This is a genomic window from Nocardia sp. XZ_19_385 (assembly GCF_015355755.1).
In the GTDB taxonomy this organism is placed as follows: Bacteria; Actinomycetota; Actinomycetes; order Mycobacteriales; family Mycobacteriaceae; genus Nocardia.
Map to the genome: position 1 here is coordinate 1,040,825 of NZ_JACVEE010000003.1, position 24,676 is coordinate 1,065,500.

Consider the following 24,676-nt stretch of genomic DNA (forward strand, 5'->3'; position numbering starts at 1 on the left):
ATTTGCCACTAAGCTGTTGCCGCTACCGAGTGTGACCTGTGTGCTGCCAGTACCGAAGGAGATCACGATGGCGCGAAAGACCATTCTCCGTGTCGCCGGCCTCGCGGCCTGCTCGGCAATCCTGGTCGCGGGATGCGCGAGCGATTCCGGCGATCCCGCCCCGGCTGCCGCGCCCTCCTCCGCCGCCGCAACTCAGCCCACTGACGGAAAGACCAGCGAGGCACCGGTTCCCGCCAACCTCCCCCGCATCACCATCCTGGCGACCGGAGGCACCATCGCCGGCAAGGCCAACGCCAACTCCGCGGTCGGCTACACGGCGGGCCAGGCGACCGCACAGGACCTCATCGACGCCGTACCCGGTCTCGACAAGATCGCGAAGCTGGACGCCGTGCAGGTCTCCAATATCGGTAGCCAGGACATGAACGACGAGGTCTGGCTGGCCCTGGCCACCAAGATCAACCAGATCTTCGCCGACGACAAGGCCGACGGCGTGGTGGTCACCCACGGCACCGACACCATCGAGGAAACCGCGTTCTTCCTCGATCACGTGGTCGCCAGCGACAAGCCGGTCGTGCTGGTCGGATCGATGCGTCCGTCGACCGCGCTGAGCGCCGACGGTCCGGCCAACCTGCGCTCGGCCGTTCAGGTCGCGGCCGTCCCGGAAGCCCGCGGTCGCGGCACCATGGTCGTGCTCAACGACACCATCCATGCCGCCGACGACGTGACCAAGACCAACACCACCAGCGTGCAAACCTTCGCCTCACCCAACCGCGGGCCGATCGGTCATGTCGACGCCGCCGCGGTCCAATTCTCCGGGCCCGCCGCCCAGCAGCCGCGCCTGACCTTCCCGGTCCCGGGCAAATCCCCGCTGCCCCGCGTCGACATCGTCTACTCGCACGCGGGCATGGACGCCACCCAGGTCAACGACTCCCTCGGCCACGGCGCGCAGGGCATCGTCCTGGCAGGCGTCGGCGACGGCAACACCGCGAAACCGGTCGTCGACGCGCTCAGCGGCGCCGCCAAGAAGGGCGTGCTCGTAGTGCGTTCCAGCCGAGTCGGTTCCGGCAGCGTCGTCCGCAACGCCGAACTCAACGACGATCAACTCGGCACCGTCTCCGCCCTCGGCCTGAACCCGGCCAAGTCCCGAATCCTGTTGCAACTACTGCTCGTCAACGGAATCACCGACCCGGCGAAAGTCCAGCAGAACTTCGCCGACAGCTGAACCGATCCCGCCGGCATAGGCCGACACCCGCACGGCGATCGCTGACGCGGACTTCCGCAGTCGCCCGACTCCTGCGCGGTGACCCCGATCACGCGGGTTCCGCCGCGCCGCACCCCGGTCGGTGGTATAGGTGCGCCACCATGGTCAGATAGTGGGGTTGACCCCGGTTGTGTAAAGGAGTTCGGTGTGCGCGTCCCGTTGGCGCTTGCGAGTGCGGCGACGCTGCTGTTGCTGACCGGGTGTTCCTCCAGCGACGAGAAGCCGAATACGCCGACCCGCGAACCCGCTACTGCCGCAGTCGCTCCCGCGCCGACCATCGCCCCTGCCGGACAGGTTGTTCCGCTCGGCCGCGCGATTTCCGCGCTCGTCGCCGAGCCCGGCACCGGACAGCTCGCCGCGCTCGACGGCGCCACCCTGCTGCTGATCGACCCCGCCACCGATGCGGTGCGCACCGTCGCACTCCCCGCGCCGGGCGCGAGCCTGGCCGCGGGCAAGTCCGGGGAAATCCTCGTCGCCGCGCCGCAGCGGATCGTGCGCGTCGATGTGGCGAGCGCGAAGACCAGCGAGATCCCGGTCGAGGGCGATGTGCGCTCGGTGCACCACAACCCCGACGGCAATATCCTCGCGGGCACCGCGGACGGCCGGGTACGCACCTTGGCCGCCGATGGCGCGCTCGTGCGCACCGTGTCCGGTCTCGTCTCGGCCGACGTGCTCGCCCAGACCCCGAATCGCATCACGGTCCTGGACCGGCGGCAGTCCTCGCTCACCGAGATCGACCCGTCCGAAGACACCCTCGGCCTGGCCCAGCGCGCGGGCGACGGCGCCACCAACATGATCACCGACCACTTCGGCCGCGTGCTGGTCATCGACTCCGCCGATAACGAATTGCTGGTCTACAGCACCGGACCGCTGCTCCTGCGGCAGCGGTTCCCGGTAGGATCGTCGCCTTACGCACTTGCATACGATCGGCGGTCGGAGACCGTGTGGGTGACGTGTACGCAGAGCAACGAAGTTGTGGGATTCGATCTCTCGACGGGTATACCGGTGGAGGTGGGCCGCTACCCGGCGGTACGCCAGCCCAACTCGGTGACCGTCGACGAGCGCACCGGCGACCTGTTCGTCGGTTCCGCGACCGGTGACGGGCTGCAGCGGATCCGGGCGGATCAGCGGAAGAGAGGGCAGTGAATTGGCGCCGACACACTCCCGCGCTTTACCGGCGAGCTGGGCGGAAAACACCAGCGACGACTACGAGTATGTGCCGTTGCGACTACCTAAGGATATGAATCGGGTGACCGCCTCCATGCGCCTGGCGATCCAGGCCGAGTTCGGTGGCTGGGAGCTGTCGCGCGTGCGCGCCTACACCGACGGCAGCCGCCGCGTGCTGCTGCGCCGCCGCAAATCCGCGCTGCTACCCCAGCCCGAGCCGGGGATGTGACGCCGATGTACGCAACGTTGCTGCGCCTGATGTTCCTGTTCGATACGGAACGCATCCATCACTGGGCTTTCGTCGCCATGCAATGGGCCACGCGGTTCGCGCCGGCCCGGGTCGTCATGCGCAAAGTGCTGGTGGCCGACGACCCGATCCTGCGCAACCGGGTCTTTGGCGTCGACTTCCCGGCGCCGCTGGGTCTGGCCGCCGGGTTCGACAAGAACGCCGACGGTGCCGACGCGTGGGGCCCGCTCGGCTTCGGCTACGCCGAGATCGGCACCGTCACCGCGCAGGCGCAGCCGGGTAATCCGGCGCCGCGACTGTTCCGGCTGCCCGCCGACCGCGCCCTGATCAATCGCATGGGTTTCAACAACTTCGGCGCCGCCGCGGCCGCCGACCAGTTGCGTGCGCGTCCGTCGACGGTGCCGATCGGCGCCAACATCGGCAAGACCAAGATCGTGGAACCGGCCGATGCCGCCGCCGACTACGCGGTCAGCGCCGCCCTGCTGGGCCCGCTCGCCGATTTCGTCGTCGTCAACGTCAGCTCCCCCAACACCCCCGGCCTGCGCGACCTGCAGGCCGTCGAATCGCTGCGCCCGGTGCTGCAAGCGGTGCTCGACACCGTGCAGGTCCCGGTGCTGGTCAAGATCGCCCCCGACCTGTCCGACGACGACATCGATGCGGTCGCCGACCTGGCCCTCGAACTGGGCCTGGCCGGCATCGTCGCCACCAACACCACCATCCGCCGCGACGGACTGCGTACCGACGCCGCCGAGGTCGCCGCCATGGGCGCGGGCGGCCTGTCCGGTCCCCCGGTCGCCGACCGCTCGCTCGAAGTACTGCGCCGGCTCTACGGCCGCGTCGGCGACCAGGTGGTGCTGATCTCGGTCGGCGGCATCGAAACCGCCGACCAGGCCTTCGAACGAATCCTGGCCGGCGCCAGCCTCCTGCAAGGCTTCACCGGCTTCATCTACGGCGGCCCGTTCTGGGCCCGCACCATCCACCGCGGCATCGCCGAACGCCTGCGCCGGCACGGCTACACCTCCCTGGCCGAGGCGGTCGGCGCGGAGAACGTCGCTCGCACCTGAGCGGTGTGCAATCCTGGTGTGGCGCAACATAAAAGCACCGCACCCGGGAGTAGTCGATGGCCGAGCAGGACGTGGCGACCGCGGTGCTGTGCGGGGTGTTCACACGGCTGGGTAAACGCAGCGGCCTGAACCCGGATCGCCTGCGCACTACCGAAGTCGATGTGGCACCGCTACTTTCGCTGCCGGTGGTGCGTCATCACGCGCAGCGCACCGGCGCCCCAGCGGAGGAAGTCGTGCTGGCCGTGGTGCGCGCGGCCGCGCGCGGATTGCGCTCGACCGACCGGTTGATCGTCGACGCGGTGCTGTGCCTGGGCCTGCTCCGCAAGAACCCGCCCGAGGGCGTCGATCTGGACGGCCTGTACGCGCCGGGGCTCAGCGCCCGGCGTGAGTCGCTGACCGCGCATTGGGCGCTGCTACACGAGGTCACGCGGGCCCCGCGCACCCCGCCGGCGCCGGCGGTGCGCACGCTGCGAGCCCAGGGTGAACCGCGGGCGTTGACGGCGCTGTCGCACCTGCTGGTTACCACGCCCTCCGGCGTCCCGGCCGACAAAGCCTCGGAAAACGGTGCGGCACAGCCTGGTTCGCGCCACGACCGGGGTGTCGTCATCGTGGTCGGCGATGCGGTGCTCGACCACATCTACCGCATCGATCACGTCCCGCCGGTCGGGTCGTCGACGCCCGGCAGCTTTCGAGCCCATCCCGGCGGCAAGGGGCTCAACCGTGCCGTCGCCGCGGCGCGGCTGGGGCTCGAGGTCCAACTGGTTGCCGCGGTCGGCGACGATGACGCCGGCCGCTGGATCCGCGACTATCTGCGCTCGGAGAACGTGGGCACCGATCTGGTCCGGGTCGTCCCCCGGGCCCGCACGCCGGTGACCGCTTTCATGATCACCGGAACCGGCGCCTCCAGTGCCATCGGCTGCCGCGACGAACGCATCCGGCCCAGCATCCAGCAGCTCGGGGGCGACGCGTTCACCGACACCGTCGCCGGCTCGGACGCAGTGCTGTTGACCTTCGAGCAGCCGATGGTCGTGCTCGAACAGGTGTTGACCATCCTGCGCGAACTGAAGTCCCCGCCGGTGGTCGTACTGCATCCCTCGCCGCAGATCGAGACGCCGCAGTACTTGTACCGGTTCCTCGGCAGTGTCGACTACCTGATCGGGTCGCCGCAGCAATTGGCCCGGATGCTGCCCGAAGTGGAACTGCACGCCGGCACCGATCCCGCGCAGCGGTTGCGGGCGCTGGGTGTGCGGGCGGTGTGCGAGATCGCGGACTTCGGCTGCACGGTGCACTCCGAGGCGGTCAGTACGGAGATCACACCGTTCCCGGCGGCACTGCAGGACTCCCCCGGCGCGCACTCCGCGTTCGGTGCTGCCCTGGTCCATCGCGTCATCGCCGCCGGCCGGCCCGCGACCGAAGCCGATTACCGCTGGGCCACCGCGGCCATGGTCGCGACCCAGTCCTTCGGTGATGTGCCGGGCGCGATGCCGCTGGCCGGGCAGATCGACCGAATCGTCCGCCTGGCCGAATAATTCGCGCACTCGGCACACGACCGCCGGGCTCGACCCCGCCCCGAGCCCGGCGACCGCCATTTCCGCATCGGATGCACCGATGCAGAGTCTGCGGTTATCCGACCAGATGCGGCCGGTGCCGGTATCTCTCGGTGACCGGCGGATCGTCGGGTTCGAGCTGCTCGACCTGCAGACGGGCGATCATCAACTTGGACAACATGATCACCGCCTGTTCCCAGAGCAGACCGAGTTCCGCGGCGCAGTCGGCGGCGCGCGCCTGAGCGATCCGGTTGTGCACGGAGTCGATGTCGCTGAGGATTTCGTCGAGTTCCATTCCGGCCCGCGCCTGTTCGCGGGTCAGCAGTCGGTCGGGCAACCAGCTCAGCCGCCATATTCGCTCGCCGTCGCCGGTCGACCGATACGCCGTCTCGGGCGTGATATCGCTGGTCATGGTCCATTCGGTGGTGCGGATCATTGCGCTCTCTCCGGGTGCTACAGCTCAGTGATGAGCTGTTCTAACGGAATTCCGAGTTGTCCAGCGCAGTGGACGGCTCGAAGATGTGCCATCCGGTCGTGCCGGAATGCCTGGGTGCTGACGATCTCGGCGAGATCCATCCCCGCAATTGCCTGTTCACGTGTGAGCAGTCGGTCTGGCAACCAGCTCAACCGCCAAGATCTGGTCCACTTCTCGGCCACCCGCTGGGCCGATTCTGTGGTGATATCGCTGGTCACGGACCATTCGGTTACATAGAGGGTCACGACTGTCTCCCGAGAGGCGGTGCCGCCAACCGGTGTGCTGCCGTGTTTTTGGGTGCGCGAGACCCGGCCGACGGGCGGAGCCGAGTCGGTCGGTGAATGTCGCGATATCTGTTGATCGTGCGATATCTACACAGAAGCGTTAGGGCGACGACGGGACTGGTTGTCAGAGGAACGGGGGCGAATCTTCGCCTAGCCGGCGAAGTTCGGCTCCAGCTCCGTATCGGGCCGGTGCTGCCGGCGCCGGCGGATACGCCGTTTCACGAGAACCACTCTCATCACCAGACCCTCCCGAAGTTCCTGGTGGGGCGATGTATCGCCTGGGACTCAAGTGTGGCTGGTCAGGCGCTTCATCGCTACTATTTCTTTGACAAATGCCGCCGGTTGACGTCAATTGTCATGACTTAGAAGGAATTCACCGCGCGAAGACTGGCTAAACCCGCAATTGCCGCCTATCGTGAGCGCGGTACAACCCTGGAACAATGACCACCTCGAGGAGTGGATCGCGCCATGGTGCCGCAGGATTCGGCTACCGCCGCTGTGCGAAACATCCTCACCCGCCTGGGCAAACACCGCGGCCTGGTGGACAGTGAAGGCCGTTTGCGGCGCACCGTGGTCGATGTCGAGCCGTTGCTGGGCCAGCAGGCGGTACGTGATCGAGCCTACCGCGAAGGTGCCGAGCCCGAGCAGGTCGTACCAACCGTGGTCCGGGACCTCGCCCGGCAATTGCCGCCCACCGAACGCCTGATCGCCGATGCCGCACTGTCATTGGGACTGCTGCGCGACAACCCGCCCGCAGGCGCCGATCTCGACGGCTTCTACGGTGCCGACCTCGGTCAGCGCCGCGAGTTCCTGACCGAGAACTGGCAGCTGCTGCACACCCACCTCCGCGTCGACCCGATTCCGGAACCGCCGACGGTGCGCTCACTGCGATCCACGCACGAACATCGCGCGGTCACAATGCTCGCCGGACTGTTGACCAGTCAATCCGGCTATCGTGGCACGGCGACCTCGGCCGCGATGCTGGAAACGGTTGCCAAACGGCGGCATACGCGCACGGAGATGGGCGTGGTCACGGTCATCGGCGACGCCGTCATCGACCATATCTACCGCACCGATCTGATGCCCTCGGCCGAAGGCCCGCCCGCGCGTGGACGTTTCGAGGAACAGATCGGCGGCAAGGGACTCAATCGCGCCATCGCCGCCGCGCGGCTGGGCTACCAGGTCCGTCTGCTCGCCGCGGTCGGAGACGATCTGGCCGGTCAGCGCATTCTGCACAAACTCGACGAGGAGCATGTCGACACCGAACTGGTGAAAACCGTGCGCGGCGAGCCCACCCCGATAGCAGCGGTCATCATCGACGCCGCCGGCGGCATGGGGACGATCGGTCGCGTCGATGATGCAGTCCGGTTGAGCCGGGAAGATTTGAAGCAACCCTCGGCCCGGCAGGCGATCCTCGAATCCGACGCGCTGCTCATGACCTTCGAGCAGCCTCTCGCCGTCATCGAGCAGGTGCTGGAGATGGTGCGGCTCGCCTCGGACCCGCCGTGGGTACTGGTGCAGCCCACCCCTCCATTGGATGTGCCGCAGTACCTCTACCGGCATTTGAGCCAAATCGATTACCTGATCGGCACCCGCCGCGAGCTGGCCAGCTTGCTGACACCGGGCGATCGGACCGGCCGGTCGGCGCTCGGCACCCGCGCGTCCGAGGCCGGCAACGGCGGCACCGAGACGGTGCAGCAGTTGCTGGCGATGGGTGTCGCCACGGTGTGCACGGCAGAGGGCTTCCGATGCCAGGTGCGATCGGCGGGCCTGGACATCGATATCGCCCGCCCGATGGCCGCACAGCTCGACGAATCGCCCGGCGCGCGTGCGGCATTCACCGCGGCCCTGGCCGCGCGGCTGGTCACCAATGACCGTGAGGCCGAGCGCGCAGATTTCGAATGGGCCACCGCCGCCATGGCCGCCACCCAATCCTTCGGCGCGGTCGCCGGAACGATGCCGCTGATGGACGAGATCGATCGGATCGCCAACTATCCCGGCACCGGGACCGCTGGTGGTTGATTTGAAACCGCCGCGTTCCCGCGCCAGACCCGCTGTCACGCGCCGTTAGGCGCTCAGTATCGTCTCGCCATCGTCTCTGCCTGCTCTGCCCTCGAGATCCACTGCCACTGTCCTGTTTCGGAGGAACTTTGATCAGAACCGCGTCGAGCCTTGCCGAAACCGCTCACCGGTTGACGCGTAAGGGTCGCGAACTGCACGTACAGGTGCTGGAATTAGCCGACGTCCGGGACGGCGGCTACGTGCTCGTCTTCGGCGAGATCGCCGACGACTGTCTGGTCCGGATCCATTCGCGATGTCTCTACGGTGACGCGCTGCGCTCCGACGACTGCGATTGCGGCCCCGAGTTGGACAAGGCCATGGATCTGATCCAGGAGGAAGGCTCCGGCGTACTGGTCTACCTGGAGCAGGAGGGCCGGGGCGCCGGGCTGATCGCGAAGGCGCGCGGGCTGCGCGACGGGGACCTGACCGGCGCCGACACCTTCACCAGCTACCGCACGCTGGGCTTCCCCGAGGATTCCCGCTCATACGAGCTGGCCGCGAAAACCCTTGCCGCACTGGGCTTGAGCGCGGTGCGACTGCTCACCAACAACCCGGAGAAGGCGCACGCGCTGCGGGCCGCCAATATCGCCGTCACCGCGGTGCCGCTGCTCACCCGGGCCCGCAGCGCCCGGGCCCGGCAGTACCTGGAGGCCAAGCGCAAACGACGACGGCACTGGATTCCGGTCGAGGCCGAGGCGCCCTGGGCGATCGAGGCATCCATCGCGATCGAGGACACCGCGATTCTTCCCGCACTGCCCGATGACCCGCGCAAGCGCCGTATCCACTGGTTGTGGTTCTCCCGCGAGGGCGGTTTCACCGCCCGCCGACGGGCGCGAAAGGCCGGTTTGGTCGCGACCTCGGGGTAACGACCGCCACTTTACTGTTTCTTTGGTTACGATAAGTGAGCCGCGCCACTCGATGACGCGCCGAACCGTGAGTTGATGACACAACCTTCTGCACACTGTGTCAGCGACGGCGAGGCGGATCGAGGTCGGTTCTCAGACAGAGCTATCGGGAACAGGAAAATGAGCACAACAGAAATCGGTTTCGCGCACGAGTCCGGCAAGACGGTCTATACCGTTCCCGAGGCGTTCCAGGAGACGATCAAGCTGCGGCCCGACGCCATCGCGTTGCGGACGGTCGGCGGCACCACCGAGTTCAGCTGGCAGCAGTACGGCGACCGGGTCCGGGTTATCGCCGCGGGTCTGGCGAAGCTGGGTATCGGCCACGGCGACACCGTCGGCATCATGCTCACCAACCGGCCGGAGTTCAACCTGGTCGACACCGCCGCGTTGCACCTGGGCGCCACGCCGTTCTCCATCTACAACACCAGCTCGCCCGAGCAGATCACGCACCTGTTCACCAACGCCGAGAACAAGGTCGTGATCACCGAGCGCGCCTTCCTGGACACCATCCGGGCGGCGGGCGTCGAGCTCGAGCACATCGTGGTCGTCGACGGCCCGGCCGAGGGCGCGCTCGACCTGACGGCCGTGGAGGCGGATCCGCTGCTGGACTTCGACTTCGACGAGTCCTGGAAAGCCGTCAACCCCGGCGACCTGGCCACCCTGATCTACACCTCAGGCACCACCGGCCCGTCCAAGGGCGTGGAGATCACCCACCGCAACGTGCTGGCCCAGATCATCGCGCTGGTCAACGGCCCGCTGCGGGTCGGCTATGACGATCGCGCCATCTCCTACCTGCCGGCCGCGCATGTCGCCGACCGCATCTCCGGGCACGCCATCAGCCTGCTCACCGGCATGCTCGTCACCTGCGTGCCGGACCCGCGGGAGATCGCCGCCGCACTGCCCGACGCCCGCCCGACCGTGTTCTTCGGTGTGCCGCGGGTGTGGCAGAAGATCAAGGCCGGTATCGACGGCAAGCTGTCCACCGAGCCGAGCCCGGTGAAGAAGAAGCTGGCGAACTGGGCGATCGAGACCGGCATCGCGGCGGCCCGCGCCGACCTGGCCGGCAAGGGCCGTGGCCCGGTGCTCGGCCTGCAGTACAAGCTCGCGGACACGCTCGTGCTGTCGAAGCTGCGCGCCGCGCTGGGCATGGACAACCTGAAGGTGGCCGCCTCCGGTGCGGCCGCGATCCCGCCGGAGACCCTCGAGTACTACCTCGGTCTCGGGTTCACCGTCACCGAGGTGTGGGGCATGTCCGAGACCTGCGGTGTCGGCACCTACACCGAGCTGGACAAGCCGCGCCCGGGTTCGGTCGGCCGCGCGGTCGACGGCCTGGAACTGCGCCTGGGCGAGGACGGCGAACTGCTGTGCCGCGGCCCGATCGTCACCCCCGGATACCGCAAGCAGGCCGACAAGACCAAAGAGGCGATCGACGACGACGGCTGGCTGCACACAGGTGACGTCGCCACCATCGACGCCGACGGTTACGTGCGCATCGTGGACCGTAAGAAGGAACTGATCATCAACGAGGCGGGGAAGAACATCTCCCCCACCAATATCGAGAACTCGGTGAAGTCGGCGTCCTCGCTGATCGGCCAGGTGGTGGCGATCGGTGAGGCCAAGCCTTACATCGGCGCGCTGATCACCCTCGATCCCGACACCGCCGCCCTGCGCGCCAAGGCGCTGGATGTCCCCGGCGACGACCTCGCCGCGCTGTCCACCCGTAAGGAGATCCTCGACGAGGTGCGTGCCGCCGTCGAGTCGGGCAACCGGAAGCTGTCCCGGGTCGAGCAGATCAAGCGCTTCACCGTGGTCCCGCAGCCGTGGGAGCCGGGCGGCGAGGAGCTCACCCCGACCATGAAGCTCAAGCGCAACCCGATCGCCGCCAAGTACGGCGCGGAGATCGCTTCGCTCTACGAGAAGGACGCCCCGGCGACCGTCATCGACCTCAAGTAGTTCTCTGAAAACGACGGTGGCCCCGGGCATTTCGCCCGGGGCCACCGTCGTGTCAGGACCTCACTCGATCTCGTACTTGCCGATCAGGGTGGCGCGGCCCAGGGTGTGGAAGAACAGGTTGAATCCGAGCACCGCGGGCGCGACGTTCTCATCGATGTCGAGCTTCTCCACGTCGACGGCGTGCACGACGACGAAATAGCGGTGCGGGCCGTGGCCCTGCGGCGGGGCAGCGCCGACGAAACCGGGGAACCCGGCGTCGTTGCGCAGGTTCAGCGCGCCCGCGGGCAGGCTGCCGCCCTTGCTGCCCGCGCCGGTCGGCAGCGAGGTGGTGCTCACCGGGATGTTCGCCACGGCCCAGTGCCAGAAACCGGAGGCGGTAGGGGCGTCCGGGTCGTAGACGGTGACCGCGAAACTCTTTGTCTCCGCGGGGAATCCGGACCAGGACAGCTGCGGGGAGATGTCCTTGCCGCCGGCGCCCAGGACATCGCTGACCTGATCGTTGCCCAGGGTCTGGCCGTCCTCGATATCGGCGGAGGTGACGGTGAAGCTCGGTACCTGCGGAAGCGCGTCGTACGGGTTGTAGGTCATGGTTCCCCTTCTACTTCGATGAGATCAGCTGTGCAACAGGAAGTGTTCCAGCACTCGGGTGCCGAATTCGAGTGCCTCCACCGGAACCCGTTCGTCCACGCCGTGGAACAGGGCAGTGAAATCCAGGTCCGGCGGCAGTTGCAGCGGCGCGAATCCGAAGCAGCGAATACCCAAGCGGGCGAAGGCTTTCGCGTCGGTGCCGCCGGAGAGCATGTACGGCACGGTGCGGCCCTGCGGATCGTGGGCCAGGATCGCGTCGTTCATGGCATCGACGAGGTGCCCGTCGAACGTGGTTTCGTAGGAGTCGAGTTTGGTGATCCACTCGCGTTCCACGTCGGGGCCGATCAGCTCGTCGACCTCACGTTCGAACTCGGCCTGGCGGCCCGGAACCACCCGGCAGTCGACCACCGCTTCGGCGGTCTGCGGGATGACATTGGCCTTGTACCCGGCGTTGAGCATGGTCGGGTTGGCCGTGTCGCGCAGGGTGGCGCCGATGATGCGGGAAATGGTGCCGAGTTTGGCGAGCTGGCCTTCGATATCGGGGCTGTGCGGATCGAATTGCAGGCCCGTCTCCTCGGCGACCGCGGCCAGGAACTCCGCCACCGAATCCGAGAGCACCAGCGGGAAGGTGTGCTTACCGAGGCGCGCGACCGCGTCGGCGAGAATGGTGACCGCGTTGTCCTCGTGCAGGAACGAGCCGTGCCCGGCCCGGGCCTTGGCGCGCAACCGCATCCAGCCCAGGCCTTTCTCGGCCGTCTCGACCAGATACAGGCGGCGTTCGGTGCCGTCCGGGCGCGGCACGGTCAGCGAGAACCCGCCGACCTCCCCCACGGCCTCGGTGACGCCTTCGAACAGGTCGGGCCGGTTGTCCACCAGCCACTGCGATCCCCACTTGCCACCGGCCTCCTCGTCGGCCAGGAACGCGAAGACGATATCGCGCGGCGGGACGGTGCCCTCGGCCTTGAACTGGCGGGCCAGGGCCAGCATCATGCCGACCATGTCCTTCATGTCGATCGCGCCGCGGCCCCACACATAGCCGTCGCGGACAGCGCCGGAGAACGGGTGCACGCTCCAATCGGAGGCCTCAGCGGGTACCACGTCGAGGTGGCCGTGCATGAGCAGCGCACCGCGGCTGGAATCGGCGCCTGGCAAGCGCGCGAACACATTTCCGCGCCCCGGCTGCCCGGACTCGACGTACTCGGTGGTGTAACCCACCTGATGCAACTGGTCGGCGACCCACTGCGCACACTCGCGCTCGCCCTTGGTGGTTTCCAGCTCGCCGGTGTTGGAGGTGTCGAATCTGATCAGCGCGCTGACCAGCTCTACTACCTCGGCTTCCGCGCGAGACCTGCCGTGGGGATCGGGACGTTCACCGTTTGCGGACACGCCCCTTTCCTACCATCCTGGGCGGACGCGCCGCAGCGAGGACCGGAGGTGGAGTTCCGATCCGCTCGAGCGGAACTCTCGCCTCCGGGCCGGCGCGCGGAATTACTCGCTCAGCGCGCCAATTCGTGCTGCGGGCACGCAATGGCGGCCGGACAGTTCTGCTCGGAAATAGGTGCGGCCTCGGCCTCGGCGAGTGCGAGACCGATTGCCGTCATCAGAACAGAAACCACACCAGTAATCGCGAATGTCCGTGCGTAACGCATGCCACTCCTTTTCGGTGTATGTGTTCGTCCTGGCCGGAATATTAAGTCCGCGGGCGAGGCATACCGGGGATGGTCGCGGCGTTTCCCCGGCCTCGACTCGGTATCGGTCGGGAAATACGCGAGGCCCCCGATCTGGCGGGATCGGGGGCCTCGTACCAGCGCAATTTCGGGCCGGATTAGTTTCCGGCGCTACCGGTGTGTGCTCTAGCGCTCGCCTCGGCCTCTTCTTCGTCGTCTCCCGCTTCCCCGCCGTTCTCGGTGGAGTCGCCGGTGCTTGACTCCTCGGGCTTGGGCTCCACGTCCTCGTCCTCCTCAGGCACCACGCCTTGCTCGGACTTCGGGCCCCGCGTGTCCTTCGGGGTCTGCTCAGGGCTTGTACCCTGTTCAGCCTCCGTGCCCTGCTCGACCTTCGGGGCCTGCTCAGCCTCCGCGCCCTCCTCGGCCTTCGGCGCCTGCTCGTCCTTCGGGGCCTGCTGACCCTCTGCGCCTTCCTCCGCCGGCGCGCCTTCCTCCTCCGGCTCTGCGTCGTCCGGTGCGCCGGTGAGCTTGTTGATCAACGTCTCGAGAGCCGTCATATCGTCGTCGGCGGCGGCCAGCACCACCGAAGACGCCGGAACTTCAGCGGCGGCTTCCCCTGCGGGCAGAGCTACAAAACCGGCCGTCGCGGCCGCAAACACTCCAGTTATCGAGAACAATCCTGCGATGCGCATTCAAATCCCTTTCTGGTTGGTTCGGTTCGCTCGGGAATGCTAATAGATCGGTGTACGCGCCCTTGGGACCCGAAATTGCGGCGTTTCCGATTTTCTCTTTATTAGGCATTACGAATGCTGCGACAAAGTTAGGCCTTTCAGTGCAGCATGCCGGGCTCGTAGCCACCGGCGGGCATCCGCGCGATCACATTCATCCGGTTGAAGGCGTTGATCAGGGCGACCGCCGAGATCAAAGCGGCGATCTGCTCGTCGTCGTAGTGCTTGCGCACCAGCGCCCAGGTGTTGTCGCTGACACCCTGGTGAGTGTCGGCCAGCCGAGTGCCTTCCTCGGCCAGGGCGAGCGCGGCCCGCTCGGCGTCGGTGAAGACGGTCGCCTCGCGCCACGCGGCGATCAGGTTCAGGCGCACCGAGGTCTCGCCCTCGGCGGCAGCGTCTTTGGTGTGCATATCGACGCAGAACCCGCAGCCGTTGATCTGGCTGGCCCGGATCTCGAGCAGATGCATGGTGGAGTTCGGCACCGGGCCGTTCAGGTAGACCTGGCTGGCATTGACGATGCGCTTGCCGAACTTCATGGCGAGCTCGCTGGCGAAGAGGTTGATGCGTGGTTCCATTGTCCTGTCCCTACTTTCGGCGCCGCCTTCTCCGGCGGCAGCTGTCCATGAGACAAACGGGAGTCCCGGAATGTGACAGCTGCTGGATGTGAGGACCGCCACCCGCATCTCAGGGTGCGAATCCGGGGTCGCCCCGATGCGCGCGGCCGCGCACCGGCGGACAGTGATCCCATGTCGCGCAAGCCTTATGTCCCGCCCCGCTGGTTCATCGTTCTCGCCTGGTACACCCACCGTGGGCTCTATCGCGTTACCGGCGGCCGGGTCGGGTTGGGTCACCCCAAGGACCGCAACCACTGGGGGACGATGCGGCTCACCACTGTTGGGCGGCGCACCGGTCAGCAGCGCAGCGTGATGCTCGGCTATTTCGAGGACGGCCCGAATCTGGTCACCCTGGCGATGAACGGGTGGGGCGAGGGGGAACCGGCGTGGTGGCTCAACCTGCAGGCGCAGCCGGAGGTGACCGTGCGGCTGAAGGGCAGTTCGCGGGCGGTGCACGGGCGCGCGGCCGTGGGCGAGGAGCGAGTGCGGTTGTGGGACAGGTGGCGTGAGATCGACACCGATCTCGATGGATTCGCCGCGCGGCGATCATCGGAAACCGCCGTCGTGGTACTCGAACCGCGTTGAACGACGCTGGGCCGGCCCGGATGATCCGGACCGGCCCAGGTGCTGCGTGGAGCTATTTCGTGGTTGTCGGTGCGGGCGACGACGTGGTCTCCGTCGTCGGTGCCGCGGAGGACGTGGTCACTGTGGCCTCCGGCGGGTTCGTCGGCGAGCTGGTGGTGGTGGCCTTGATCGGCCACGGGCACCTGCCGTCCTTCTCCAGCGCGTTGATCTCGTCGGCCGAGCGCGGGTCACCGGTGTAATCGAGCCGGTCCGTGCACTTCTGCCATTCACCGCAGACGATGATCCCGCATTCGTCGGTGCCGCCACCGGGCGGCGTCGTCGGGACCGGATTACCGCAGGTCCCGGGACCGCAGTTGTCGGTGCCGGGCGCAGTCGTCACCTGCTGCGGCGCGGGCGCTCGCGCACCCGGAGTGTTCGGCTCGACGGCCGGATCCTCAGCCGCCGCAGGCGGTTTCGCCGGTGTCGTCGTCGTGGTCTTGGTCGCCGAGACCGAGGTCTTGGTCACCGAACTCGACTCCGGGCCGGCCGAGCCGGATTCCGTCGACGTGCACGCCGTTGCCGTCAGCACCATGACTATCAGGGCCAGTATCACGCCCAGCGTCGCCCGTAATCGAGGACCTCTTCGCATCATCCACCTCTTCCTCGCTGCCACCGGCAGCCCAACCCGACCCATCCAAACAGCAAGTGCTCCTTGCTATTCGGAGCTACCGACACTTTGTTACAGCCTGGAAGTATCGGGGTCCGACCGGCGGGCCGATGCGCTCCCCTGGTCTGCACGTCCCCGCGCTGCCATATTGGGAGGACTCGAGCTGAATTGCTCTACTCCAGAAGGCGTTTGGGGTGCATGCCGTCGACCTGCCCGATGAACGGCGGATGGATGCTGTAGCCCAGCATGCGGCGAATGTCCTCGCTGACGACGCGCACCACCTCGCGCGGTGTGGAGAGCGTGAACGCTTCCTGCGGGCGCAGCCACGGTTCGCAGTACTGGGCTGTGAGCGCCAGGCGCGGATCGGGCGAGCGGTTCTCGCCGCCGCCGTGCCAGAGGGTGCCCACAAAGAACACACAGGACCCGGTGGGCATGACCACCGGGATGCGCTCCGCGTCGGCCGGAGGCAGCTGATCACCCCACTCGTGACTGCCCGCCACGACGTCGGTGGCGCCGTTGTCGGCCGTGAAATCGTCGATGGCCCAGATGGTTGCGGCGCCCAGCGCCGGACGCGGGCGCGGCAGCGGATAGAAGCCGTCGTCGGTGTGCAGCATCTGCGCGGACTCCCCCGGCAGGATATTGATCACCTGCAGCATCGACAGCAGATAGTTCGGCAGGAACAATCGGTCCAGCAACGCCAGCACCCGTGGATGATCGACGATGCGATCACAGCTGCGCGTCTTGTTCAGCACGCTGTAGATCCGTTGCGTGGCATGGCCTTCGAAGTTGTTGCGCCCGGTCCGGTCCAATATCGGCCGCACCTCACGACGAATCTCCTGTAGCTGCTCGGGGCCCAGCAGGTTCTCCAGAATCACATAGCCGTCCCGGCGCACCGCGGCCAGATCCGCGTCCACCACGGCCGGATCCACTGTGCTGCCACTGCTTTCGGTGCGCCGATATTTCCCGGCCAGATCACCGGCCAGGTCGACGACGGACGAAACCTCGGCGTCCATGACGCCCTCCGATCCAAAACATAACCGAGTTCTGTTATCGTCCGACTGTGGCACGCGCACCCCTGGGACGTCAACAGTTGCTCGACGCCGCCCGCGCCGAACTCCTCGACGGCAACGGCCACGTCGACCTGCACTCGCTCAAACGCCGCTCCGGCCTCAGCACCGGCGCCCTCTATCACCACTTCGGCTCCAAAGCCGGTCTGCTGGTAGCGGTTTACGAGCAGTTCCACGCGGGATTGGTCGCGGCGATCGCCGACGACACCCTGCCCACCGGTGTGGCCTGGGGCGAGCGCGAACGCGTCCGCACCCACCACTTCGTCGACTACCACTTCGCCGACCCCCTGGCCGAACTCCTGCTCACCCGGATCGTCCGGGAACCCGAACTCGCCGAGCTCGAATCCGGCGCCCTGGACCGCCTCGCCACCGCCGCCGCCCACAACATCCGCCGCGGCCAGCGCGATGGCGACATCTCCCCCACCATCGACGCCGACCTGGCCGGCGCCTGCATCATCGGCGCCCTCCGCTACGGCATCGACGACCAACTCCGCCGCAACCCCCGCCCGACCACCGACGACGCGGCGGCACGGCTGTGGGACGTCATCGCCGGTGCGCTGACGATCCGATAGTTCGCCCCTAAGCGGTGGCGATGGTGGGTTCCGGCGGGGTCCAGCGGTGGGCGCGTGCCGCCGCCGAGGAGATGCCGAAATCATGCTTGAGCTCTTCCGGGATGGCGTACTGCATGACGCGGCCGCGGGTCAGCGAACTGAGTTCGAACCAGGTGGTGAGGTGGCCGAAGCGATCCAGCGCCCATTCGCCCAAGGGTGAACTGTCCTCGATGGTTTCGAGGATGCCGAGCACGGCAGGGACGGTCTTGATGGCGGTGTCCCAGCCCGTGCGCGGCACCTCGAGCCAGTCGGCGCAGGTGTCGCCGATGAGGTAGCGGATCAGCGCGCCCACCATCGGGTCGAAGAACGTGCCCGGAACGACCTCCTCGTAGAGGTCGATCAGTTGCCGGGTGAGCTGCACCCCTTCCGAGCTCGGACCCATGTGCCGAATCATGTAGAGGTCGAGGAACTGCCGCGCGGACTCCAAGTCCTTCGGCGCGTGCTCTTGGTCGACGCCGAGCATCGCACCGACCACCCGCCAGGCGTAGAAGTACGCCTCGGCGCCGTCCACGCTCATGTGGATGTTCAGCCGGTGCAGGCTGTCCAGGACCAGGATCGAGAACAGCATCTGGCCGCCGATCATGTCTTCTTGGCAGATCGGGAAGCCGAACGTGCCGATGTCCCAGCGGTTTTCGCGGGCCAGATGGTGCCGGATGGCCGCATGCAGCAGCCGCACCTTCTGGACGGCGGGAATGAACCGGCTACCGGCTTCGAAGGCGTCGGGCTGCATGAGATAGACGGTGAACTGCCCTGTCTCGGCCATCCGTTTGGACGGATATTCCAGCGAATGGGTAGCCGAGAGCAGTTTCGCGACCTGCGGCAGCACATAGCACGCGGGCATGGCGGCGAAGGACAAAGCGGTGGAGATGTGCACGTTGTTGTCGATGAAGAACAGCCGGGCCTTCTCCATCTCGTCCCAGTCCACCCAGGCCGGCGGGCTCGCGGTGGCGTGCAGATACTCGCGGGCGACCTCGGGCAGTCCGTCGGGCAGCGGCGAGCCCGCGGTGGAGACGTAGCGCATGAGCGTGTTGAACTTGCCCACCTCGCCCCGCTCGAACAGGGTGGCCACGGTGGCATCGGCGAGTTCGTCGCCGTGCCCGCGCAGCGCGTCCATGGCGGCTTGGGTGTAGGTCATCGAGACTCCCTGTGTCGGTGACGCATTGGTGTTCAGTAGCGGCGCGCGGTGGCCGCGTGCGCGAGCTCGGTCAGCGCGTGAGCGGCGGGAGCGGGCACCTCGGCCAAGGCCTGGGTGGCCGTTTCCACTCGGTCGGTGATCATCTGCTCGATCCGGGTGGGCGCGCCGACCCGGGTCATCAGATCGCGTAGTTCGGCCAGGGTCGCCTCGTCGGGAACGCTGCGGTCCAGCAGCCAGGTCAGCCTTTCCCGCTCGGCAGGATCGGCGGCCCGCCAGGTTTCGGCGAGCAGGGCGGTGGGGCGGCGGCCGCGGAGGTCGTCGAGATTGGCCTTGCCGGTGCGAGCTCGGTCACCGAAGAGGCCGAGCAGATCGTCGCGCAGCTGGAAGGCCTCGCCCAGCGGTAATCCGTACCCGGAGAAAGCTTTCCGCAGCCGGTCGTCCGCGCCGCCCAGCGCGCCTCCGATGAGCAGCGGCTGTTCGACGGTGTATTTGGCCGTCTTGTACCGGACCACCTTCAGCGATTCGGCCACATCCGGCACGGCGCCCGTGCACAGGATCTCGAGGCACTCCCCGGCGATCAGTTCGCGGGCCAGCACCGCCCACAGCGGACGCGCCCGCGACAGGTAGGCCGCGGGCAGCCCACTGGTCACGAACAATTGGCCCGCCAATGCCATCAGCAGATCCCCGACCAGCATGGCGAGCGCTTTCCCGGTCTGCCCGGATTCGGAGGCGCGGTGCGGCGGGGCGTGCAGGGCGATGTGCGCGGTCGGTAAGCCGTGCCGGAGCGGACTGTCATCGATGATGTCGTCGTGCACGCTCGCTGCCGCGTGCACCAATTCCAAAGCCGCTGCGGCCCTTACGAAGGCGTCACTGTCCGGCTGCCCGGCCGCGCGCCAGCCCCAATAGCAGAATGCCGCCCGGAACCGTTTCCCCTGACCGCTGGCCGCCACGAGCTGCTCGGCCACCGGCGCCAGGCGCGGATCGATGTCGAGCAGCTGGTCACGTTCCCGCCCGACGAACGCACCGAGCACCTCGTCGACACGAGCCTTGAAAACGCAGGCGTCATATCGGTCAGCCGGCACCGGAACCGGCTTCCCGGGCCACTACATGCTGCGCCAGGATCTCCATGTGTGCCGGCGGAATCAGCGTGCTGCGGTCCAGCGCCAGCCGCCCGCGGGCCTTCAGGTCGCTCTCCGCTTCTCCCGCCAGCCCCGGCAGATCCGACCGCCGCAGCAGGCCGAGTGCGCGCTCCAGCACCGGGCCCACGCGACTGAGTGCTACATCCGCTAGCCCGGCCGCCAGGAGCACCGCCTCCTCGCTCCGGGATCCCCGCTGATTCGGCTGCTGCGACATGCGATCACGCTCCTGTCGACGATCGGCCTGCGCTGCCGCTCCGGGTGGAATGGTGCGGCATCGCCAGTGTGACAGCGGCTTTCCGTGGACACGCCGAAGATTTGCCGGACAAGGAGGCGTCCACCGAATGCGTTATCCACCGGTGATGGGATCGGATTCATGTCGAACCCATCCGAATGGAACGGACCGGGCTTGACCCTGACGCAGGGGAAGGGCCGCAGCATGGGGACATGACTACGAATAGCTATGCGGTCCGGCAGTTTACGGTCCGCCACGAGGGCGTCACGATCCCGGTGTCCCGCGGCGGACAGGGACGAACGCTGGTGCTGTGCCCCGGCCTGACATCGTCGCAAGGCGAGTTGCACGAGCTCATCGACTTGTTGCGGCGTGACTTCGAGGTGGTGTCCTTCGACCTACGGGGACATGGGCTGTCCTCGGCTGCCGATCGGTACTCCTTCGAGGCGTTCCTCGGTGATCTCGGAGCCGTGCTGGCGGAGCTCGGACGATCCGAGTCGCCGCCCGTACTCGCGGGCCATTCGTATGGCGCGGATCTGATCGTGCATTACGCCGCTGCGCACCCCGATGCCGTGGCGGAACTGATGCTCATCGACGGGGCGAATCCGCTGCCGGAACCGTTCATCACCGAGGCCGATCTGCCGGAGTTCCAAGCGATGTGGGAGTCCCTGGCGCCGTGGCACGAGACGAACAAGGGCACCCCGCGCCAAATGTTGCTGACCCCAACACAAATCCTGGAGCTGAATGTAGAGCTCGATGGGATCCGGGCCGGACTTCTCGACCAGTACCGGAAAATCGAGTGCGCGATCAGCATGATCATGGCGAGCGCCATGGCCGGTGACAGCGCTGAGAGGCGGACTCCGCGGCACAACCAACTCTGGCGGGAGGGGATGAACCGGCTGATCCAGGAGCAGCCGCACATCAGGGCGCATTGGCTCGAGGCAAGCCACGGGCTGGTCGTCACGCATGCCGCTGACGTCGCCCGGATCATCCGCGCCCAAAGCGTGAACAACTAGGAAGACTGGTCTGATGATGACCATCGGTGAGCTGGCGTCCTACGCCGGGGTGACGGTGCGCGCGATCCGGCACTATCACGCCAAAGGCCTACTGCCGGAACCGGAACGCGACCACTCCGGCTATCGGCGCTACGACGCTGCCGCCGTGGTCGAGCTGATCAAGATCCGGACCCTCGCCGCGGCGGGCGTCCCGCTCGCCCGCGTGCGGGATCTGCTCCGCGCCGACCCGCAGGAGTTCGCCACGGCGATCTCCGAGATCGACCAGCGCCTCTGCGCCGAGATCGAAGAACGCCGCCGGCATCGCGAGCGCATCGCCCACCTCGCCGCCGGCGACAGCCTCGCCCTCCCCACAGCAGTCGTCGACTTCCTCGACCACCTCCGCTCCCTCGGAGTCGACGAGCGCATCGTCGAAGTCGAACGCGACGGCTGGATCCCCCTCGCCGCCCACGCCCCCGACCGGATCCCGGAATTGATCGCCCGCAAACGGGAACAAATCACCCACCCCCAACTCATCGACTTCTACCGCACCCTCAGCCACGCCATCAACCAAACCGATGACACCGCAACCCTCATCGCGCTGGCCGACAAAACCGCCGCCTACCTCACGCAGCTAGCCGACGGGCAGGCCGAGGACTACCTCGGTGGCGGCATCGAACCTGCGCTGGCCACGCTCTTGGACGCGCTGGCCTTCGACACTTGGCCCTCAGCCCGCCACCTCGTCGATCTCCTCCACACCCGCGGCTGGACCGGCTGGACCAAACTCGAGCGCGTGGCCGCGCCCGCTCCGGAGCAGCCGCGGCGCGAAGTGGTGACCGAGATATCGCGGTCAGCGACGCAGGACGGCGTCGCGTAAGGCGCTCGACGCGTTGCCCGTGCCTTGTTTCAGCACGGTCTAGTTCCGTTCGACGCGGACGGTGTGGCGGGCGGCGAAGGGTTGCTGGAATTCGGTGAAGAGCCGCGCGACGAGTTCACCGCGGCTGGTGACGCCGACCTTGTCGAAGATGGCCTTGACGTGGTCGCGGATCGTGTGCGGGGAGAGGTGCAGCTGGGTAGCGATGTCGCGGGTCGGCAGGCCGCGCGCGATGAGTTCGATGACGTCGAGTTCGCGGCGGGTCAATTCGAAGGCGGCGGTCACCAGGGCGGCGACCTCGGAGGGCTTAGCGGGTTCGATGACCAGGGCGGTCGAACTGCCGCGGCCGTCGGCGGCGCGCAGGCAGGAGGCGTGGCAGACCAGCCAGTGGCCGGTGCCGGCGCGGATCCGGATGCGGGCGCTGCCGCCGGTGAGCCGGGCGCGCCCGGCGGTGCTGAGAATCCAGACTGGCAGCGGTATTTCGATGCCGAGCGGTGTGGTGGTGGATGGGCCCGGGGGCATCTGGTCGAGCAGGTGCCGGGCTTCGTCGTTGAGCGACACCAGGTTTCCGTCGGCGTCGAAGAGCAGCATGCCCGGGGCGCGGGCGGTGTCCTCGGGCGTCGGCGCGGCGGCGGGCTGGACGAAGGACCGTAGCCGCTGGGCGAGTGGCGCGGACAGCGCTTGGACGAGTGCGATATCGGAGGCGTCGAATTCGGCGCGTCCGCGCTCCCGGAACAGACTGAGCTGACCCCAGGGCTGGCCGTCGACGCGGAAGACGGCACGCAGTTCGTCCTCGAAACCGCGGGGGCGCATGAAGTTCCGGTAGAGCGGGCTGCGGCCCGGGTTGCCTTCGGTCGCGGCGCGCAGGCCCGCGACCGGGACCGTGGCGTGCGCCAAGTCCCGGAAGCGATTGACGTGCTCGGCGAACAGTTCGGATTCCCAATAGGTTCCGCAGCCGCCCTCGTGCAGGTTCTCCACCCGCACCGGGGCGGTGGTCAAGCCGTTGATCGGGTCGGTGGCCACCCACACCGCGGCGTCGAAGGGCGCGATGCGGCGCAGGCGAGTGGAGGCGTCGGCGAACAGCGTGTGCGGATCAGGTGCGGCCGCGATGTCTGTCAGCAGTGCCTCGACCGCATTGCGGGTCGGCGTGGTCATGATGGCGATCCTGCTGGATGCACCGCGTGTCCGCCATCCCTCATATGAGGGGGAACTCGGGCGCGCCCAGGAGAATTCCCCTCATTCGAGGGATGGGACCGGGAGCCGGAACCGATGACTCTGGTCGACGCACCACACGGTGCCTCGGAAGGAGTTGTCATGCATATCGGAATCATCGGGGCCGGAGCGGCCGGAGTAGGACTGCTCGACGCACTCGCGGCAGCGGGCGGCACACCGGGAACCATCACGGTTTTCGACGGTTCGCCCGCGGTGTGGCGAGGCCGGCCCTATCAGCCGGATGTCGCGGCGGTGCGGGTGAACGCCGCGCCGATGACCATGTCGATCAGGGCCGGTGACCAGGCGCACTACCTGCGGTGGTTGGAGTCACGAACCGATGTCGCGGAGTATCGCGACGAGGCGATGGGACAGATCCTGGTGCCGCGTGCGCGCTACGGCGAATACCTCGAGGACACGGCGCGCGCCGCGATCGGCGAACTGCGCGGGGCCGGTTGGCAGGTGAGTGTCGTCAATGCCCGCGTCACCGGGATCTCGCGGGCCGAAACCACGGTGCTGCACACCGAGGACGGCAGCCGGGTGCCGGTGGACCGTGCGGTACTGGCGGTCGGAAACGGTCGCCCGCGCGACCATTACGGCCTGACCGGCGCACCCGGGTACGTGAACGAGCCCTATCCCCTGGCGCACACACTCGCCGATATCGCGCCCGAAGCGCACGTCGGAGTGATCGGCAGTGGGCTGACCGCCGTCGATATCGCGGCCGCCTTGACGGCGAACGGGCACACCGGCCCGATCAGTTTCGTATCCCGCAGCGGCACACTGCCGTTCGTGCAGAAGCGCCCGCTCCGCCTGGAGCTGCGACACCTCACACCCGAGACCATCCGCGCCGCGGCCACCCGAGGCAGTCTCACCCTCGACCATCTCGTCGCCCTGATGCGCGCCGAACTCACCGACCTGGGCCAGGATTTCGACACTTTCGCCACCGAAATCCTGGCCACCGAATCCGAACCGCCGGTCGACCGCCTGCGCCGCCAGCTCGCCGAGGTCGATTCCCCGCACTACGGATCGCGGCTACTGGTCATGGCCATCCGCGTGATCGGCCCGATGGCTTGGCCGCTGCTGCCGGAATCCGATCGGGCTCTGTTGCGGGGCAAGCACTTCCGCACCATCAACAGCCTCAGCTCACCGATGGTCCCGCACAACGCGAAGATCGTGCTGCGCCTGCTGGATTCGGGGCAACTCCGGCTGCGATCCGGGGTCTCGAAGATCGAGGCGCGTCCCGGTGCCGGCTTCACGATCCTCGACGACACCGACTGGGTCGCCGACGTCGTCGTCAATGCCGTCAATCCGCCCGCGTATACGACGCCGACCGACACCGAACCGCTGGTGAGCGCACTGCTCGCCGCTGGTGCCGCCGAACTCCATCCGGCGGGCGGCTTGGCCGTCGACCGCGCCACCCGTGCCGCGCTGGTACACGGCCGCCCCGACCCGACCTGGCACGTGCTCGGCAACCTGGCCGCCGACTCCATGTTCATCGCCACCAACCCGGCGGGCCTGGCTGCCGAGGCCAAGCGGCTGGCACATATCCTGACCGAAATCGCGAAATGACTGGCAGCATCTGCTAACGCACACGCCAGCTGGTAGCAGGTCGACAGCACGTCGTCGAT

26 protein-coding genes are annotated in these 24,676 nt (G+C 67.6%); 13 read left to right on the plus strand and 13 right to left on the minus strand.

Annotated elements, in window-relative coordinates:
* Positions 1–67: 67 nt before the first annotated feature.
* The 5 genes from IBX22_RS28545 (at position 68) to IBX22_RS28565 (ending at position 5,268) form a co-directional block, all read left to right on the plus strand.
* Complete coding sequence (locus tag IBX22_RS28545; protein ID WP_194818770.1) at positions 68–1,222, plus strand: asparaginase; 1,155 nt, start codon at positions 68–70, stop codon at positions 1,220–1,222.
* A 186-nt stretch (positions 1,223–1,408) separates the two neighbouring features.
* On the plus strand, positions 1,409–2,407 hold the full coding sequence (locus IBX22_RS28550) for a hypothetical protein (protein WP_194818771.1): 999 nt from the start codon (positions 1,409–1,411) through the stop codon (positions 2,405–2,407).
* 1 nt (position 2,408) lies between these two features.
* The gene (locus IBX22_RS28555) at positions 2,409–2,657 is read left to right on the plus strand and encodes a DUF5703 family protein (RefSeq protein ID WP_194818772.1); all 249 of its coding nucleotides are present in this window, start codon (positions 2,409–2,411) and stop codon (positions 2,655–2,657) included.
* 5 nt (positions 2,658–2,662) lie between these two features.
* Positions 2,663–3,739, plus strand: a complete 1,077-nt coding sequence (locus tag IBX22_RS28560) for a quinone-dependent dihydroorotate dehydrogenase (protein WP_194818773.1) — start codon at positions 2,663–2,665, stop codon at positions 3,737–3,739.
* 56 nt (positions 3,740–3,795) lie between these two features.
* Entirely contained in the window at positions 3,796–5,268 is a 1,473-nt protein-coding gene (locus IBX22_RS28565; RefSeq protein ID WP_194818774.1) for a PfkB family carbohydrate kinase, read from the plus strand.
* Between the two features lie 94 nt (positions 5,269–5,362).
* Here the strand turns inward: IBX22_RS28565 and IBX22_RS28570 are convergent, their stop codons facing one another.
* Together IBX22_RS28570 and IBX22_RS28575 are read right to left on the minus strand one after the other, a co-directional pair.
* Positions 5,363–5,722 (minus strand): hypothetical protein, encoded by a 360-nt coding sequence (locus IBX22_RS28570; protein WP_194818775.1) that lies wholly within the window; start codon positions 5,720–5,722, stop codon positions 5,363–5,365.
* Between the two features lie 17 nt (positions 5,723–5,739).
* Entirely contained in the window at positions 5,740–6,006 is a 267-nt protein-coding gene (locus IBX22_RS28575; RefSeq protein WP_194818776.1) for a hypothetical protein, read from the minus strand.
* Between the two features lie 507 nt (positions 6,007–6,513).
* Here IBX22_RS28575 and IBX22_RS28580 point away from each other — a divergent pair.
* The 3 genes from IBX22_RS28580 (at position 6,514) to IBX22_RS28590 (ending at position 10,964) form a co-directional block, all read left to right on the plus strand.
* On the plus strand, positions 6,514–8,067 hold the full coding sequence (locus tag IBX22_RS28580) for a PfkB family carbohydrate kinase (RefSeq protein WP_194818777.1): 1,554 nt from the start codon (positions 6,514–6,516) through the stop codon (positions 8,065–8,067).
* A gap of 128 nt (positions 8,068–8,195) precedes the next feature.
* Positions 8,196–8,972 (plus strand): GTP cyclohydrolase II, encoded by a 777-nt coding sequence (locus IBX22_RS28585; RefSeq protein ID WP_194818778.1) that lies wholly within the window; start codon positions 8,196–8,198, stop codon positions 8,970–8,972.
* 159 nt (positions 8,973–9,131) lie between these two features.
* Positions 9,132–10,964: a long-chain fatty acid--CoA ligase gene (locus tag IBX22_RS28590; protein ID WP_194818779.1), complete on the plus strand. Its 1,833-nt coding sequence runs from the start codon at positions 9,132–9,134 to the stop codon at positions 10,962–10,964.
* A gap of 60 nt (positions 10,965–11,024) precedes the next feature.
* Here IBX22_RS28590 and IBX22_RS28595 read toward each other — a convergent pair whose 3' ends face one another.
* The 5 genes from IBX22_RS28595 to IBX22_RS28615 all read right to left on the minus strand — a co-directional run bounded on the left by IBX22_RS28595 (position 11,025) and on the right by IBX22_RS28615 (position 14,522).
* Positions 11,025–11,552, minus strand: a complete 528-nt coding sequence (locus tag IBX22_RS28595) for a YbhB/YbcL family Raf kinase inhibitor-like protein (RefSeq protein ID WP_194818780.1) — start codon at positions 11,550–11,552, stop codon at positions 11,025–11,027.
* Between the two features lie 24 nt (positions 11,553–11,576).
* A complete protein-coding gene (locus IBX22_RS28600) occupies positions 11,577–12,938 on the minus strand; it encodes a M20/M25/M40 family metallo-hydrolase (protein ID WP_194818781.1) in 1,362 nt (453 codons plus the stop codon).
* Positions 12,939–13,048: 110 nt separating this feature from the next.
* The gene (locus IBX22_RS28605) at positions 13,049–13,201 is read right to left on the minus strand and encodes a hypothetical protein (RefSeq protein ID WP_194818782.1); all 153 of its coding nucleotides are present in this window, start codon (positions 13,199–13,201) and stop codon (positions 13,049–13,051) included.
* Between the two features lie 176 nt (positions 13,202–13,377).
* Positions 13,378–13,911: a hypothetical protein gene (locus tag IBX22_RS28610; RefSeq protein WP_194818783.1), complete on the minus strand. Its 534-nt coding sequence runs from the start codon at positions 13,909–13,911 to the stop codon at positions 13,378–13,380.
* 137 nt (positions 13,912–14,048) lie between these two features.
* Entirely contained in the window at positions 14,049–14,522 is a 474-nt protein-coding gene (locus IBX22_RS28615) for a carboxymuconolactone decarboxylase family protein (RefSeq protein ID WP_194818784.1), read from the minus strand.
* 171 nt (positions 14,523–14,693) lie between these two features.
* Here IBX22_RS28615 and IBX22_RS28620 point away from each other — a divergent pair, with 171 nt between their 5' ends.
* Positions 14,694–15,146 carry a nitroreductase/quinone reductase family protein gene (locus IBX22_RS28620; protein WP_194818785.1) on the plus strand — a complete coding sequence of 151 codons (453 nt, stop codon included), beginning with the start codon at positions 14,694–14,696 and terminating at the stop codon, positions 15,144–15,146.
* A gap of 52 nt (positions 15,147–15,198) precedes the next feature.
* On the opposite strand, the gene IBX22_RS28625 is transcribed toward IBX22_RS28620, so the two are convergent.
* On the minus strand, positions 15,199–15,777 hold the full coding sequence (locus tag IBX22_RS28625) for a hypothetical protein (RefSeq protein ID WP_194818786.1): 579 nt from the start codon (positions 15,775–15,777) through the stop codon (positions 15,199–15,201).
* 188 nt (positions 15,778–15,965) lie between these two features.
* Entirely contained in the window at positions 15,966–16,805 is an 840-nt protein-coding gene (locus IBX22_RS28630; protein ID WP_194818787.1) for a phytanoyl-CoA dioxygenase family protein, read from the minus strand.
* 47 nt (positions 16,806–16,852) lie between these two features.
* Between IBX22_RS28630 and IBX22_RS28635 the strand changes: the two genes are divergently transcribed.
* The gene (locus tag IBX22_RS28635) at positions 16,853–17,431 is read left to right on the plus strand and encodes a TetR/AcrR family transcriptional regulator (RefSeq protein ID WP_194818788.1); all 579 of its coding nucleotides are present in this window, start codon (positions 16,853–16,855) and stop codon (positions 17,429–17,431) included.
* A gap of 7 nt (positions 17,432–17,438) precedes the next feature.
* Here the strand turns inward: IBX22_RS28635 and IBX22_RS28640 are convergent, their stop codons facing one another.
* Genes IBX22_RS28640 through IBX22_RS28650 form a run of 3 tightly spaced genes read right to left on the minus strand, consistent with a single transcriptional unit; the run spans position 17,439 to position 19,958 of the window.
* Positions 17,439–18,605, minus strand: coding sequence for an oxygenase MpaB family protein (locus tag IBX22_RS28640; RefSeq protein ID WP_194818789.1), 1,167 nt, complete (start codon positions 18,603–18,605; stop codon positions 17,439–17,441).
* 32 nt (positions 18,606–18,637) lie between these two features.
* The gene (locus IBX22_RS28645; RefSeq protein ID WP_194818790.1) at positions 18,638–19,687 is read right to left on the minus strand and encodes a polyprenyl synthetase family protein; all 1,050 of its coding nucleotides are present in this window, start codon (positions 19,685–19,687) and stop codon (positions 18,638–18,640) included.
* Positions 19,677–19,958, minus strand: coding sequence for a polyprenyl synthetase (locus IBX22_RS28650; RefSeq protein WP_194818791.1), 282 nt, complete (start codon positions 19,956–19,958; stop codon positions 19,677–19,679). Before IBX22_RS28650 ends, IBX22_RS28645 begins: the two co-directional genes overlap by 11 nt.
* A 230-nt stretch (positions 19,959–20,188) precedes the next feature.
* Here IBX22_RS28650 and IBX22_RS28655 point away from each other — a divergent pair, with 230 nt between their 5' ends.
* Together IBX22_RS28655 and IBX22_RS28660 are read left to right on the plus strand one after the other, a co-directional pair.
* Complete coding sequence (locus IBX22_RS28655) at positions 20,189–20,989, plus strand: alpha/beta fold hydrolase (RefSeq protein ID WP_194818792.1); 801 nt, start codon at positions 20,189–20,191, stop codon at positions 20,987–20,989.
* A 13-nt stretch (positions 20,990–21,002) separates the two neighbouring features.
* Positions 21,003–21,842 carry a MerR family transcriptional regulator gene (locus IBX22_RS28660; protein WP_194818793.1) on the plus strand — a complete coding sequence of 280 codons (840 nt, stop codon included), beginning with the start codon at positions 21,003–21,005 and terminating at the stop codon, positions 21,840–21,842.
* A gap of 39 nt (positions 21,843–21,881) precedes the next feature.
* Here IBX22_RS28660 and IBX22_RS28665 read toward each other — a convergent pair whose 3' ends face one another.
* Entirely contained in the window at positions 21,882–22,994 is a 1,113-nt protein-coding gene (locus IBX22_RS28665) for a helix-turn-helix transcriptional regulator (protein WP_194818794.1), read from the minus strand.
* A 159-nt stretch (positions 22,995–23,153) separates the two neighbouring features.
* Here IBX22_RS28665 and IBX22_RS28670 point away from each other — a divergent pair, with 159 nt between their 5' ends.
* Positions 23,154–24,617: an FAD/NAD(P)-binding protein gene (locus IBX22_RS28670; RefSeq protein ID WP_194818795.1), complete on the plus strand. Its 1,464-nt coding sequence runs from the start codon at positions 23,154–23,156 to the stop codon at positions 24,615–24,617.
* The last annotated feature ends 59 nt before the right edge of the window (positions 24,618–24,676 follow it).

Excerpts from the sequence above, each read along its gene's own strand:
- IBX22_RS28545 (WP_194818770.1), top strand. The coding sequence starts at position 68 with ATGGCGCGAAAGACCATTCTCCGTGTCGCCGGCCTCGCGGCCTGCTCG.
- IBX22_RS28560 (WP_194818773.1), top strand. The coding sequence starts at position 2,663 with ATGTACGCAACGTTGCTGCGCCTGATGTTCCTGTTCGATACGGAACGC.
- IBX22_RS28565 (WP_194818774.1), top strand. The coding sequence starts at position 3,796 with ATGGCCGAGCAGGACGTGGCGACCGCGGTGCTGTGCGGGGTGTTCACA.
- IBX22_RS28570 (WP_194818775.1), bottom strand. The coding sequence starts at position 5,722 with ATGATCCGCACCACCGAATGGACCATGACCAGCGATATCACGCCCGAG.
- IBX22_RS28580 (WP_194818777.1), top strand. The coding sequence starts at position 6,514 with ATGGTGCCGCAGGATTCGGCTACCGCCGCTGTGCGAAACATCCTCACC.
- IBX22_RS28590 (WP_194818779.1), top strand. The coding sequence starts at position 9,132 with ATGAGCACAACAGAAATCGGTTTCGCGCACGAGTCCGGCAAGACGGTC.
- IBX22_RS28595 (WP_194818780.1), bottom strand. The coding sequence starts at position 11,552 with ATGACCTACAACCCGTACGACGCGCTTCCGCAGGTACCGAGCTTCACC.
- IBX22_RS28605 (WP_194818782.1), bottom strand. The coding sequence starts at position 13,201 with ATGCGTTACGCACGGACATTCGCGATTACTGGTGTGGTTTCTGTTCTG.
- IBX22_RS28610 (WP_194818783.1), bottom strand. The coding sequence starts at position 13,911 with ATGCGCATCGCAGGATTGTTCTCGATAACTGGAGTGTTTGCGGCCGCG.
- IBX22_RS28615 (WP_194818784.1), bottom strand. The coding sequence starts at position 14,522 with ATGGAACCACGCATCAACCTCTTCGCCAGCGAGCTCGCCATGAAGTTC.
- IBX22_RS28620 (WP_194818785.1), top strand. The coding sequence starts at position 14,694 with ATGTCGCGCAAGCCTTATGTCCCGCCCCGCTGGTTCATCGTTCTCGCC.
- IBX22_RS28625 (WP_194818786.1), bottom strand. The coding sequence starts at position 15,777 with ATGATGCGAAGAGGTCCTCGATTACGGGCGACGCTGGGCGTGATACTG.
- IBX22_RS28630 (WP_194818787.1), bottom strand. The coding sequence starts at position 16,805 with ATGGACGCCGAGGTTTCGTCCGTCGTCGACCTGGCCGGTGATCTGGCC.
- IBX22_RS28640 (WP_194818789.1), bottom strand. The coding sequence starts at position 18,605 with ATGACCTACACCCAAGCCGCCATGGACGCGCTGCGCGGGCACGGCGAC.
- IBX22_RS28650 (WP_194818791.1), bottom strand. The coding sequence starts at position 19,958 with ATGTCGCAGCAGCCGAATCAGCGGGGATCCCGGAGCGAGGAGGCGGTG.
- IBX22_RS28655 (WP_194818792.1), top strand. The coding sequence starts at position 20,189 with ATGACTACGAATAGCTATGCGGTCCGGCAGTTTACGGTCCGCCACGAG.
- IBX22_RS28660 (WP_194818793.1), top strand. The coding sequence starts at position 21,003 with ATGATGACCATCGGTGAGCTGGCGTCCTACGCCGGGGTGACGGTGCGC.
- IBX22_RS28665 (WP_194818794.1), bottom strand. The coding sequence starts at position 22,994 with ATGACCACGCCGACCCGCAATGCGGTCGAGGCACTGCTGACAGACATC.
- IBX22_RS28670 (WP_194818795.1), top strand. The coding sequence starts at position 23,154 with ATGCATATCGGAATCATCGGGGCCGGAGCGGCCGGAGTAGGACTGCTC.